Source organism: Bacillus sp. FSL M8-0063, assembly GCF_038005545.1.
In the GTDB taxonomy this organism is placed as follows: domain Bacteria; phylum Bacillota; class Bacilli; order Bacillales; family Bacillaceae_G; genus Bacillus_A; species Bacillus_A wiedmannii.
Genome location: NZ_JBBOTJ010000001.1, coordinates 1,480,644 through 1,496,007, shown reverse-complemented (window position 1 = coordinate 1,496,007; position 15,364 = coordinate 1,480,644). Strand labels below are relative to the sequence as shown.

General features: G+C 33.5%; 4 protein-coding genes. All 4 read right to left on the bottom strand.

From position 1 onward, the window contains the following. Positions 1–13: 13 nt before the first annotated feature. The 4 genes from MKX31_RS07610 to MKX31_RS07595 are packed head-to-tail and all read right to left on the bottom strand — an operon-like array spanning position 14 to position 15,213. Entirely contained in the window at positions 14–4,498 is a 4,485-nt protein-coding gene (locus MKX31_RS07610) for a non-ribosomal peptide synthetase (protein WP_081257370.1), read from the bottom strand. A gap of 18 nt (positions 4,499–4,516) precedes the next feature. Further along, positions 4,517–8,743 (bottom strand): type I polyketide synthase, encoded by a 4,227-nt coding sequence (locus MKX31_RS07605; protein ID WP_064476382.1) that lies wholly within the window; start codon positions 8,741–8,743, stop codon positions 4,517–4,519. Continuing rightward, positions 8,736–14,504, bottom strand: a complete 5,769-nt coding sequence (locus MKX31_RS07600; protein ID WP_340980476.1) for an amino acid adenylation domain-containing protein — start codon at positions 14,502–14,504, stop codon at positions 8,736–8,738. The genes MKX31_RS07605 and MKX31_RS07600 overlap by 8 nt, the downstream gene beginning before the upstream one ends. Continuing rightward, on the bottom strand, positions 14,494–15,213 hold the full coding sequence (locus tag MKX31_RS07595; protein ID WP_064476384.1) for a thioesterase II family protein: 720 nt from the start codon (positions 15,211–15,213) through the stop codon (positions 14,494–14,496). Before MKX31_RS07595 ends, MKX31_RS07600 begins: the two co-directional genes overlap by 11 nt. Between the last annotated feature and the right edge of the window lie 151 nt (positions 15,214–15,364).

Here is a 15,364-nt window from a genome sequence, read left to right as displayed (position 1 = left end):
CTCCTCTCTAATATCATATATTAAATATATTTTCAAGATCTTCACTCGAGAGGTTTGCCGTTTCAAAATCAGATGGGGTGAATTCAGCATGTTTTCTCTGACAACAATGTTGAATCAAATCTCTCAATTGATTCATATACTCCATGAAAAATTGCGATATTGTTTCTTGTTTAAATTTGTTTTTGCTATACGTAATCGACAAATTCAACTTTTTATCTACTGTATACGCAACGATATCTAGCAAACAATCCATCTCATTTTTATTGCTGTTATCTTGACCGGAATTTTCATACGCAAATTCAAAAATTCCATTGGAAAATGTAGCATTAAAATCACCTAAATAGTTAAAACGAACATATTTTCGAGATTCGGAACTTAATTCCTTCGAAATATACTTTAAAACTCCATAATTTAGACCTTTACTTGGAACGCTACGCAATTGCTCTTTTAATTGTTTAATTTGTTGTGATATATCTACATCCTCAAATTGTAACCGAATTGGAAATAGACTCGTAAACCATCCAATAGTTCGCGATACATCAATTTCATCATTTAATTCTTCACGCCCATGCCCTTCAATTTCAATAATCACATCATTTGTTTTAATATACTTAGCCATTACCAATGATAGCGCTATAATCATTAGTTCATTACCTTTTGTTCGATAAGCTTCATTTGCTTTTTGTAACAGCTGCATAGTTTCTTCTTCTGTTAACTTCTTAATCATTTTCTCGCAAAATTCCATACGATCCAATCCTAAATCAAAATCATGAAATGAATTCTCTTCATATTGATATACATGCTCCCAGTATCGCTTTTCTGATTCTGGAATTTTTTTACTCATTCTCTTTAACTCAATTGCCCAATCCTGTACCGAATTATCTTTTGGCGGCAAAGAAGTTTTCTGCTTATTTTCTATCTGTTTATATAATTGATTTATATCTTCAAAAATAATTCGCCAAGATATACCATCAACAGCTAAATGATGAGCTGTCATCAATAGTCTTTTACCAAAATCACCTAAATCAAATATACAAACTTTAAGAAGAATTTCATTTTCAATATTAAAGCTCGATTTCAATATTTCTCCAATACTAGCAATACGAATACTTTGCTCTGTTTTTGATAATTCAGATAAATCAAATGATTCTATTTTTATTTTTTTATTGTAATTATTTTGATTATAAAATAATTCCTTCGTTTCCATCCGGTAACTCAAGCGAAAAGCGTCGTGATGACAAACTAATAAGTTAAATGCCGATTCAAGTATGCCAACCTCAACGTCATCCTTTACTTTGACTAACACTGACTGTGTATAATGGTTTATATTGTTCAAATCTTGCGAAAAAAACCATGAGATAGATGGTATCGTTTCAATACTACCAACACATTGTTGATTACTCTTCTGCTCTTTTGTGCTAGTCATTTCTAAATATAAAATCATATCTTCAATAACTGGATTAGCCAAAATATCCTTTGTTTTTATTTTAATTCCTTTCTCACGTATCTTAGAAGAAATTTGAATTGCTTTAATGGAATCCCCGCCTAGGTGATAGAAGTTGTCTCTTATACTTACTTTTTCAACATTTAATACTTCACGTATAATACCTACTAAATCACTTTCTATCTCACCTTCAGTTTTTTTCTCTATTTTAACTTCAGGTTTCGGCAAGGCCTCTCTATCCAGCTTTCCGTTAAACGTCAACGGTATTTCTTTCAACACAATAAAATACGAAGGAATCATATAAACTGGTAAGATCTCTTTTAAGAATCTAAATAGTTCGGATGTCTTCACCTTAGCATTCTCAGTATAGTAGGCACAAAGATAGCGGTTTCCATCATAATCCTCTTGATCAATCACTACCACTTCCTTAATGCTCGGATATTTTTGCAAGTTTATTTCGATTTCTTTTAGTTCTATGCGGAACCCACGAACTTTTACTTGATCATCTTTCCTTCCCAAATACTCAATCTTATCTCCTTCAATAAATCTAGCTAAATCACCCGATTTATACATCTGCTCTTTTGCCGAATATGGATTTACAATAAATCTCTCTCTTGTTAAATCCTGATTGTTAAAATATCCTCTTGCAACACCTTCCCCAGAAATATAAATTTCTCCAACAACTCCCATTGGTACTGGGCGAAGATCGGAGTCCAACACATATATTTTCATATTTTGTGCAGGTACACCAATAGGGACAGATACCCCTTTATCTTTTTCAATATCGAATTGATGAATCATACATCCTACAACTGTTTCTGTGGGCCCATATTCATTATATATTTTTGTTTCTCTACCTAACTTTTTCTGTATGTTTGCGGCAAGGTCTACTGTTAAATTTTCTCCACCAACAATAATTTTTTTAATTGAACACCCGAAAAAGTCTGAATCTTTCAATAAAGAAAGGTGAGATGGAGTTAATTTAATAATACTTGCTTTTTTTTCTTTAAATATCCTATATAATACATATTCGTTTGCATCAGCAGGATAAATAATAATCTGATTACCACTAATTAATGGGGTAAATATAGTTGTAACAGTAAGATCAAAAGCAAGAGATGAATACAATGGGAAAACTTCATTTTCACTTGCGCCTACATATACTTGATTTGCCCAAGAAATATAATTAACCAATCCTTTCTGTTCAATCATTGTACCTTTAGGGTTTCCCGTAGAACCCGATGTATATATGATGTAAGCAAGGTCAGTCGGCTCACTTCTATTTTTAATATTAGAAGTATCTCCCATATAAATATGAGCTGCATTTATATGGATAACCTCAACCGCATACAAAGAAAGATCCCATTGATGCGAAATATCAAAATTAGTGAACAGAATATTGATATCTGAATCTTGCAGCATATAATTGACCCGTTCAGATGGATATTGTGGATCAATAGGTAAATATACCGCTCCTGCTTTTAAAATTCCTAAAATTCCAATAATTGTTTCTAGAGAATGCGTAGTTGATATTCCTATTACTGTACCTTTTGTTACATTTTTCTTTAATATATATCTCGCTAATTGATTAGATCTATCATTCAATTCACGATACGTAAGTTCCTTATCTTCCAGGCAAATCGCAACTCTATCTGGTGTCCTTTCTACTTGTTCTTCAAAAAGCTGATGGATTGTCTTGTCCTTTGGATACTCCCTATTCGTTGCATTAAATTCATATACCAACTTATCCCACATATCTTCTGGTAAAATTTCTAATTCCATCAACTTTTTATTAGGCGACTCCAACATCTGATTCAGTAAATGACTGATTCCAAGATACATTTGTTCAATTTGCTTTTCTGTATACATATGATCCTTATAATCTATATCTAGATTAAATCCTCCTAATCTAGACCATTCTCGAATAATCAATTGAATTGAATAAATCTGATTCCTATTGTAAAATTCTTCATTTTCTATTGGTGTACCATTAATTTCAGTAGGAAGTTTTGTATTGTAATAGTTAATACATGTATCAAATAAATCACCGTATCCCTTTTTCTTTAATTCCAAATCTTTCACCAATACATCATATGGATATTTTTGATGATAATAACAGCGAACCAATTCACGATTAATGCTTTTTATAAAATCTAAGACTGTCATTTTACTATCAACAGTATGACGAAATGGCATAGTACTTGTTAACATCCCCACAATATTTTTTTCATTTTTCCCCGCTCGATTAAGCACAGGCATTCCAATAATTAAATCATCCTGCCCATTTACTTTATTTAAGTAAATATAATATAGGGCAACAAAGAATGCGTACACAGAAACATTTATGCCAGTAGCAAATTGTTTAATTTCATCCGATTGATTACTTGTTAAAGAATATGTTTTTCTATTTGCCTTTGCACAATCTACTTCGTTCTTCCGCTTCACAATTGGGAGCTTACTAAACTTCTCATTCCAAAAATTTTTATCCTTCATAAATCTTTTTGAAGTTAAATAGGATTCTTCCTTCTCAAGGCAATACATATAGGTACTATTAAGCTGATCTGTTATTTTTTCACCTTTCAAAATTTGAGTGTATGCATTACAAATCTGTTCAGTTAAAAGATTCATAGACCAACCATCAGAAATAATATGATGGACCTTAACGAAATATCCCCCTTCTTTAGTATCTTGTAACTTGAACAAAGCAAAATCAAATAAGTCTTGTTCATTGATATCGAAAGGTTTTGCAGCTTCCTGCTGAACCCAGGCATCTAAATCGTTCTGACTATTAAAAATAGTATATCGAACTTGATATTTATGATATTCCTCCACATATTGATGAACCTTCTCATCCGATTCTACAAATCGATGCCTGATTCCATCATTTTTTTTTATAAAATAATTAATTGCTTTCTCAAGACAAACAAAATCCACTTCTCCTTGTATCTTTACTGTTCCCCCAATATTATGCAATGGCTGATGAGGATTAATTTTCTCCATATACCAAATCCTTTGTTGAGGATGAGTTAGTGAAAAATATTCTCTATACTTCAAATTATCACCACTTTATATTTAATGTTTTTCGAAATAATTCACTTTTTGACCATATCTAATCATTTTTTTCGTCATTTCATCCGTAATATTATTCCATACAAAACCCGTTTTTCTTAACAGCATATTCGTTTTATCCCCCATTATATGGAACAATGTTTGTTCGACATCATTAAATGTTTTCAATTCATCTCCTATACAATGCAGCTGTAAATTATATATATCTGATGCATATTGATTAAATTGCTTTTCATCAAAGATATAATCTATAAATTTATCAATTGAAGTTTCTTTTACATCTATGTCTAATCCATACGTTGTTAAAAGAGCTGATAAGCTTACATAGTTAGGATTGAAAATGTGATGAGTCTCATTCATTAATTCTTTTTTATTAAACAACTTAATAATTGCCTGACTAACATCATCCACACATGCAAAATCTATATCTCTTTCCATTTCTGGAACCAATCCAATTCTTATATATGATTTCATCATTGAGTATAATGCATTCTGCTCTATGTTTTCTTGAAACCTTCCTGTTTTAGAATCAAAACCAATGTTTCCCACTCGAAAAATATTTACATTTATTCCCTTACCCCTCATTTCCAGTACAATCTTTTCAGCTTCTAACTTTGTCTTTGGATAAGGATTTTCAATAATTTGCCCTAAATCATTATCATACTCCGTATACAATATGTCTTCGTTATTCTTTACCACACCAGAAGCTACAGCTAATGTAGAAATATGATTCACATCTTTCTTTACTCCCTTAAGCGAAAAATCAATTACATTTCTCGTGGCTAGAACGTTTGCTTCATAGGATTTTTCATATTTCCCATAATGACTAACACTGCCTGCTGAATGTATAATACATTGGATTGTTTCACTCAAATATTGATAGTTCGGCAGATCTAAGCCCATATATTTTTTTGTCAGATCGCCACTATATACAAAAATTCTTTTCTTATACTTATCATAAAAAGATGTTCCAAAATAAGAGCAAACTTTTTCTTTAATGCGATTTTCTGCTTGTATACAATTGTCACTTCTTACAATTAAATGTACATTGCAATCTAATTCAGTTAATAAATCATGTAATAAGTAAACACCCAAATATCCCGTGCTTCCTGTCAATAGAACTTCTTTATAACTGACTTGGCAAGAAAGGTTGATTTCGTAATACTTTTTGTTTCTATCATCATATAAACTTCTTATCGCTATGTCTCCTCTTACCTTCTCCTCCATCAACCGATGCCTTTCTCCTCTAGCAATCAGATAAGTTGCTAATGCATCTGGAATAGTCTTCTCCTTTTTATATGTCATATGTTGCGCTAGATCAGAAACTCTAGGGTATTCAAATAAATGATTAATAGAAATATCAAAATCCTTCTGCAAGCTCGAAACAACATTGATAGCCGTTAGTGAGCTACCTCCTAATTCAAAGAAATCATCATGGATACTAACTTGTTTTACTCCCGTAACTCTCTTATATGATTCTATAATTTTCCGCTGTTTATCATCTTTCGGAACAATATTCCTCTTTAGCTCTTCTACATAGTCGCTTTGCGATAAAGGGGAACTCTCTTCCATTTCAATATCTTTAGACAGGCTAAAGAATTGCCGTTCAAAAGGATACGTAGGGAGCGGAACACGATATCTTCTTTCTTGCGAAAAATACTTGGACCACTCAATCTTCACGCCATGAATATGCAACTTACCAATACTTTGAAGCAAGTACTTGTCATCACAAGTTTTTTCTTTTGGATGCCTTACAGTATTTACAATCGGGCATATAGATTTTCCTTGAGTATGTTGTCTAACAAAACTGCTTAATGTTCTACCTGGTCCAACTTCTACAAAAACATTTTCCGTACCCGATAGTAGATGCTTAACGCCCTCAGAAAATTTCACTACATGTCGCAGATGATTCACCCAATAATCTGCACTTTTTGCTTGTTCTTCCGTAATCCATTCTCCTGTCAAATTGGATATAAATGGTATTTTAATGTCATGGAAATTAATTTCTTTTAACTTCTTTCCATAGGTATCTAAAATTGAGTCCATCATGGATGAATGAAAGGCATGGGAGGTTGCAAGTTTTTTGAACTGAAAACCGTCCCTAATCAATTCCCCCTCAAAAGTATAGATTGCCTCATCAGAACCTGAGATTACGCATGATATTGGACTATTCACTGCGGCAATAGATACATCTTGATTCATTAGTGGTAAAATTTCATTTTCCGAAGCCATTACACTTATCATGCTTCCTTTAGGTAATTGTTGCATTAAGGTCGCCCGCTCATACACCAACTGAAGCGCTTGCTTTAATGAGAACACTCCCGCCAAACAAGCAGCCACATATTCCCCTATACTATGTCCAATCATGCCGTCCGGGTAGATGCCCCATTCCATTAGTGTTTTTGCTAATGAGTATTCAAAAATAAATATTGCAGGCTGAGTATTAGAGGTTTGATTTATATCATCTCTCATTCTAACGTCCAAATCCTTTGGGTATAAGACTTCCTTCCAGTCGACCCCACTAATCTCTTCTAAAATCTCACAACAAAGATTCACTTCATCTCGAAATCTCTTCTCTTCTTTATATAAATCCAATCCCATATTTACATATTGCGCACCCTGCCCGGGGAACATGAAAATTATTTGCTTACTACCGCCATCACAAAGATTAGTTTGAACCTTAGCAGAATTTTGATTAAAAAATTCTTGCTTCGCTTCCTCTATATCCGAAACCACTAATGCTCTTCGATATTTTAAATTTTTCCTTCCATTTAAAAGTGTATAAGCTACATCAGCCAAATTCACATTATTGTTGTGAGTTAAATATTCAGCTAACCTTTTAGTTTGCTCTTCAAGAGATTTTTTCGTTTGTGCAGAAAAAGAAAGCAATTGATATCTCCTGCTCCGCTCCGAAGCTTCTCTTTGGGGAGGTTCCTCAAGTACAACATGGGCATTTGTTCCCCCCATACCAAATGAACTTACTCCCGCTCTTAAAGGAAACTCTCGGTTCTTCCATCCCGCCAATGTATCCTGTACATAAAATGGACTATTACCAAAATTAATTTTTTCATTTGCTTTCTCGTAATTAATGCTTGGTGGAATCATGCGATGCTCCAAAGCAACTACAGTTTTTATCAAACCTGCTATACCTGCAGCGTTATCAAGATGTCCAATATTCCCTTTAACCGATCCAATACCACAAAAATTATTCTTCTCTGTATTAAATGCCAACTTCAAAGCTTCAACCTCAATCGGGTCACCTAGCATTGTTCCCGTACCATGAGCCTCTACATATGATATACTTTCAGATTCTACCTCGGCCATGTGATGGGCTGCTCTAATAACAGCAGCTTGTCCCTCTACACTTGGCGCATTAAAACTAACCTTATCAGCGCCATCATTATTTATTGCGGATCCTTTCACAACAGCATGGATGAAATCTCCATCGGCAATCGCATCCTCCATACGCTTCAAAACAACAATTCCCGCTCCATTTCCATTGACCGTTCCTCTAGCATTAGCATCAAAAGGTCTACAGTGCCCATCTGGTGAAAGAATCATACCCTCCTTGTATAAATATCCTCTTTTCTCAGGTAATGTAAGTGAAACTCCTCCAGCCAAAGCAATGTCACAATCTCCACTTAATAGCGCTTGACATGCCAAGTGCACAGCAACCAACGAAGATGAACATGCAGTTTGAACTGTATAACTAGGACCTCTCAAATTTAATTTATGTGATAATCTGGTGCCGAAAAATTGAGAACCATTTAAAAATTCCGCTTCTTTTATAAAATCTTTCGCTCCATGATATACCGTTTCTAACCAATATAAGTTTGTTGCTGCTCCAATATAAGTACCAATTAAACCATTAAAGGTATCCGGAAAGTAAGCACTACTCTCTAATGCCTCCCAAGCACACTCGTGCAAAATTTTCAGCTGTGGATCCATTACCTCTAATTCCCTAGGTGAGTAATTAAATAATTTATTGTCGAACCATTCTGTTCCTGTAATAGCCCCACCAGCCTTTATATAATTGGAACTCTGGATCGTTTCTAGATCAATTCCTCCTGTCTGTAACTCCTTATCTGTGAAGAAAGTTACCGATTCTACACCATTCTTCAAATTTTCCCAGAATTCATTTATAGTATCTCCACCAGGAAATCTGCAAGACATTCCAATAATAGCAATCTCTATACCATTTCTTATCGGTTCTTGTGCACTATCATTCATTCGAATCCCTCTTTCTTTGACGTCTCTGTTTCAACCTATTTTTTGATTCCTTTATTACCTGAACTCTATTTGAGTTCACTTCTTCCTGTCCCCTGCTCTCAGCGGTCATCTTTAATTGCTGGGATAGAGAATAAATTGTAGGAAATCTAAATAGCATCATCACAGTTATGTCAATGTTCAAATCATTTTTCAACCGTTCATTTACTTGAATAATATTCAGTGAATTCCCACCAAGTTCGAAGAAATGATCATAAATACCGACCTGATTTACCCCAAGTACCTGTTTCCAGATCTCCGCTATCATTTTTTCTAGATTCGTTCTAGGTGCTATATAAGTAGTACCTAACGATATATAATTCTCATCATCCCTTTCTTGCAAGGCCCTTACGTCGACTTTGTCGTTATTCGTTAAAGGCATACTCTCTAATTGCACAAAATGTGAAGGAATCATATATTCAGGTAACTTATTCCTCAAATAATTCCTTAATTCTGTACTGGTAACCTCTTGGTTTGCAATTAGATACGCACACAAATAGCTTTCATTACTTTGATTTTGTTTTGCAACAACAATTGCATTCTCAATAGATTTATGATTTAAAATATGGGTTTTTATTTCATCTGGCTCTACTCGGACTCCCTTAACCTTTACCTGATGGTCAACCCTTCCAATATACTCGATGTCCCCATTAGAGAGCCACCTTGTAAGGTCTCCCGTTTTATACATTTTCTCACCTGGAATAAATGGATCAGGCATAAATTTTTCATCTGTCAAATCTGACTTATTGATATATCCCCTTCCTACACCTGCTCCAGCGATATATAACTCCCCAGTCACACCAATAGGTACAGGATAATAATCTTGATTTAAAATATATGCCCTATAGTTACTTAGAGGCTTACCTATTGGTATGCTCGAACTCTCTTCATTTTCATGACAAATATAGTATGTTGAAAAAATCGTCGTCTCGGTTGGACCATACAGATTAATAATCATCTCTGCATTAACAGTACTCTTTAATTGATTATAAAGACTCTTTGTAAAGACCTCACCGGCTACAAGAACATAGTTAAGAGATTGACTTGTGACAATATTATCTATCAACACTTTCAAATGGGTAGGTACAGCTCCCAAGACATTAATTTTGTTTCTCTCAATAAAGTTCCACATATTTCTTGGCTCAGCGATTAGCTCTTCCTCAGGAATATATAACCTCCCCCCAGAGAGAATCGGGAGAAGAATTTGTTGAACAGAAACATCGAATGTGATTTTCGCCAGTAATAAATGATTCATTTCTTGATTAAATTTTAATTTTTGAATGAGTCCTTTCAACTGATTCACAATATTTTTGTGTTCGACCATAACCCCTTTAGGGTTACCGGTTGTTCCAGAGGTATAAATTACATATGCCAAATCGTCGGGCTGGTTTATGCTTTCAAGATGACAACCATCTTTTTTACAGTTTAATTCATCATCCAACCTAATTATTTCCTGTTCAAAAGTAAAGCGTTCCTTCATATTATTTCGGGCCAGAACCAACTGACAATCACTGTCTCCCAAAAAATATTTTATCCTATTTATTGGAAGAGCGGGATCAATCGGCAAAAATGCACCTCCTGCTTTTAGCACACCGAGAACTCCTATGACCATTTCTAAGGAAGGCTCTACAATAAGTCCAACAACGCTATTTCTTTGCACTCCCTTTTTTCTTAAAGTGCGGGCCAGTTGATTTGCCCTTGCATCCAGCTCAGAGTACGTTAGTGTCATCTCTTTATATACGATGGCATTTTCTGATGGATTTTCTTTCGCTTTCTGCTCAAATATCTCATGCACCGTCATTTGATACGAATATTCATCCGTCGTATTATTAAATTTATAAAGAACGGTTTTCATCTCTGCTTCAGACATCATCTGGATATCTTGTAATGGTATATCCATCTTTTTGGTAATCTCATCAAGTAGATAAATAAAATGTTCTGCTAATCTTTGTACTGTATCCTTCTTAAATATATCCTTACGATACTTCCACTTAAAATGCATATCTTCATTAATTTCCAATACATGAATGAACATATCAAATTGAGTCATACTACTTTCAAATGGGAATTTACGTAAAGTGATCCCCCCTGTATCCTTAAAGAAATACTCATCATTATCCAAAGAAAACATAATATCAAATATTGGATTTCTCCCTGTATTTCGATAAACATCAACTTCATTTACTAACAATTCAAATGGATATTCTTCATGATCGATAGCTTTTATTGTATTATCCTTCACTTCGTTCAGAAAATTCAGAAATGTCTTTTTGCGACATGGGAAATTTCTTATTACTACCGTATTCACAAACATACCAATAATCCGTTCCAAACCTGGACGAGATCGGCCAGCTGTAAGGGTACCAATCGTAATATCTTCTTGACCCGTATATTTTAAAAATAATACATTTAAAGCAGCAAGTAGCACCGTATATAGGGTTGTCCCATTCTCCTTCGCTATCCTTTTCAAACGCTTTGTCAAATCGTATCCCGCCATAATTGGTACATAATCACTATCATAAAGTTGCACCGGGTGTCGTGGATAATCTGTATTTAACTCTAACAATGGAGGTTCATCTTTAAATATGTTTAGCCAATACTTTTCTTTGCTCTTAAAATCATCAGTCTGAAAAAATTCTCCCTGCCATACTGCGTAGTCTCTATATTGTAATTTAACCGGAGGTAAGTCTTTATTTAAATAACTATCATAAAATTCCTCCATAATTATGTCCATCGATATACCATCAAAGACAATATGATGAGCATCAGTTAACAGTAAATGCTTATTTTCTCTGATTTTAATAACTTTAACTTTAAATAGAGGCGGTTGTTCCAGATTAAAAGGTGTAGCAAACCCATGTACATACTCCATTAATTCTTCTTCCGATGCTTCCACGATATCAACAATAACCTTTAATGTAGGATGTACATACTGCACCACTTGTCCATTGATGAATGAAAACGATGTACGTAAAGATTCATGACGATCAACAAGATGTTGGAAAGCTCTCACCAACATATCATATTCGAGATCACCCTCTATAATTGTCCCAGACGGTAAATTATAAGCTACTGAATCACGATTAAGTTGCCACATAATAAATAGCCTTTTTTGCTGTGATGAAACAGGATAGGATTCTCTTACTTCAACAGGTAATATAATTGAACTTTTATGTTGTTCCCCATCCAGTATTAGAGTTGTAAATTCTTTTATAGTTGGCTTTTTAAACATTTCACTCAAGTGTATATTCACGTCAAATTCTTGATTAACTTTCAATATGATTGAAGCAGCATTTAAAGAATGCCCACCTAACTCAAAAAAATTATCATACACTCCTATCTTTTGAATGTTAAGAACATCTCTCCATATATGTGCAACCTTTTTTTCCAATTCGCCTTCTGGTGCAATATAGTCGAAGTCTGATACTGGATCCAAGTTGGACACTGGCAATGCTTTACGATCAATTTTCCCGTTTTGATTGAGTGGCATTTTTTTCAGTTGAGTGAAGTAGGTTGGCACCATGAAATTCGGCAAACTTTTAATAAGGAAATTTCTTAATTCTGAGTTTGTTATATGCACATTGGCAACAAAATAAGCACTTAATACTTTCGTACCGAAAGTATCTTCGATTGCAACAACAACAACTTCATCTACATCTGGATGCTTCATAAGACAAGTCTCTATCTCCCCAACTTCTACCCGAAACCCCCTTATTTTCGTAAGATTATCTTTCCTTCCAATAAATTCAATATTCCCATCAGGCATCCACCTTGCCATATCGCCTGTTTTATAAACTTTTTTTTCGGTAATTTTCGGAAACTCTACAAATTTTTCTCTCGTTAAATCTGGAGCATTATAATACCCACGTGCCAATCCAACCCCAGCAATACACAGTTCTCCCGTTACACCAATAGGTACAAGATTCATTTCTTGATCCACAATGTATATTTCGACATTATTAAGAGGCTTTCCGATTGGAATCACCTTCAATTGTTCTATCTCTTGATTACTAATTCTATAGAAAGTGGCTAAATCCGTGCATTCCGTGGGACCATACGTATTTATAATTTCGCCCTTGAAATTTATTGATTTAACTAAAGGTTTGAGTTTTTTACAATTTATCGATTCACCACCTAAAAAAATACGCTTCAACGTGATTAACCTACTAAAATTAGTTCTCTCATTATACTCAACCAATGGATAAAAACCACTTGGGGTACAATTAACGCTCGTAATTTCATGAACATTTATATAATCAGACATTTTATTGTAATCATACATACCTGACTCAAAAAGGTGCAATCGCCCGCCTTTTATCAATGGAGCAAATAAATTTTTATGTGCTGTATCGAAACTAATTGGGGCAATTAATAATACATTATCGGTTGGATTCATATCAAATTCATTGGTATACCAATTGAGCAAATTCATAAATGAATTTCTTTTCACCATAACTCCTTTAGGTTCACCAGTGCTTCCAGATGTATAAAGAACATACATTAAGCTCTCTAATGGGATTTTCAATTCTAAATTCCCACTCATTTCTATAGGTGTACCGTCTCTTAAAGTTGTATCTATATCAATAAATCTAGTGTTTTCATTTATAAAATTAAATTCATTATTGCTGTACTTCAATATGATATCTACATTAGAATTACTTAGGAGATAATTAATTCGTTCATTTGGATAGTTTGGATCAATGGGTAAATATGCAGCTCCTGCCTTTAAAACACCTAATATACCAATTGGAAGTTCAAGCGATCTATCCAACATAATTCCTATTACAGAATCTTTTTTAGCTCCTAATTCAACTAATTTATGTGCTATATGATTTGCTTTTCTATTTAATTCCTCGTAAGTTAAATTTTGATTTTGATAAAAGACTGCTAGCTTATGTGGACTTTTAGCTACTTGAAATTCAAACAAATCAACAACAGATTTATCCTTAGGAAAACTTGATGTTGTGTTGTTAAACTCATTTAGAATACGATTTCTCTCATTGGATAAAATGTCGATTTCAGAGAGCCTTATACTAGGATTAGCTACTACCACTTTTAACAAATGAGTCAGTTGATCTATAACTCTTCCAATCAAGTCTTCTACACTTTCTTTACAAGTGACACAACACTCTATTTTATCTCCATGCCATTTAAAATTAAAGACGGTATCTGCATTTGTATAATGATTAGAAATATTATGTTGAATATTTTCAAACTGTATGACTGTACGAGGATTCAGTTTATTAGAATTTGCATTCTCATCTCCTAAAAGTTTTGCTAATCGCTTATGCGATACTTTCTGATTTTTATTTGCCTCTGAAATGTTTTGTTGTACTTTTAATAGAAGCTCCTTAAATGTCATATTACTATGGATATTACTTCTTATAATCAAAAGATGATCATAATATGCTGTGCCAGATTTTGATTGAATTACTGGCGTTCCAATAGAAACATCTTTACTATCCGTGTATATTGAGAGTAAATATTTCACACTAGCAATCAAAATGATAAATATTCCATATTCAGAATGATTACTTATTTCACTAATTTTATGTGATATGTTTTCTGACAATCTATATGTAAATACTTTTTCTCCCTGATTTTTCACACCAATTTTTTTATTAAAATTTAAAAAACTACTCATTTCTAAATCCGTTGATAGTTGATCCAACCAAAATTTCTCCTCTTTAGTTAACAAATCTGTATTATAAACATCATTGCTCATAATAATCTCCTCTCCCAACCAATGTTGAATTAATAAGATTTATAATATCAATGTAATTTTCATTAATAAAAAAGTGATCTCCTGGGTAGCCATAAACAACAGTATCTCTCGAAGTAAACTCACACCATTTTTCCATGTATTCCTCAGTAACATCGTCCATCTTACCGTACATTGCAGTAATACACGTATTTAACTTGTACAATTCATTACTGAATTTATATTCTTCTATCACTTTAAAGTCAGATCTTAAAATTGGTATAAACATATCCATTAACTGTTGATTATTAAGAACTTCTTTTGGAGTACCATTTAAATTTAATATCACATCTTTAAATTCTTTTTCTGGTAAGTTAGACACTTTTTGTTCTCTAATAAAATTAGGCGGTTTTACACCTGATAGAAAAATATGCACAGGAGCATTAAGATTTCTACTTTCTATTTCCTTACAAAGTTCATAAGCGATAAGCCCTCCCATACTGTGACCAAAAAACGCGTAATCGCAATTACCTACAACTCTATATACATATTCAAATATATCGTTAACCGCGTGATTCATATCATCATAACAATCTTCTTGAAATCTTTTACCTCTTCCTGCGTATTGAATTGGTTTCAATTCAATACTAGGATGTAAGTAATTTTTCCACTTACTATATATCGAACCGGATCCACCAGCATAAGGAAAACAAAAAAGCATCGTGTTATTCATATACTCTCCTTTCCTATGAATCAAAATTATTTACTAAATTTTAAAAGGCTCTATAGAACTTAATTAGCCACCTAACATCTCCCAATTTTTTTATTAATCTAGCTCCCATTTATATTTTAGGGTGCAATCAGGAATTATCTTTGGTAAACCA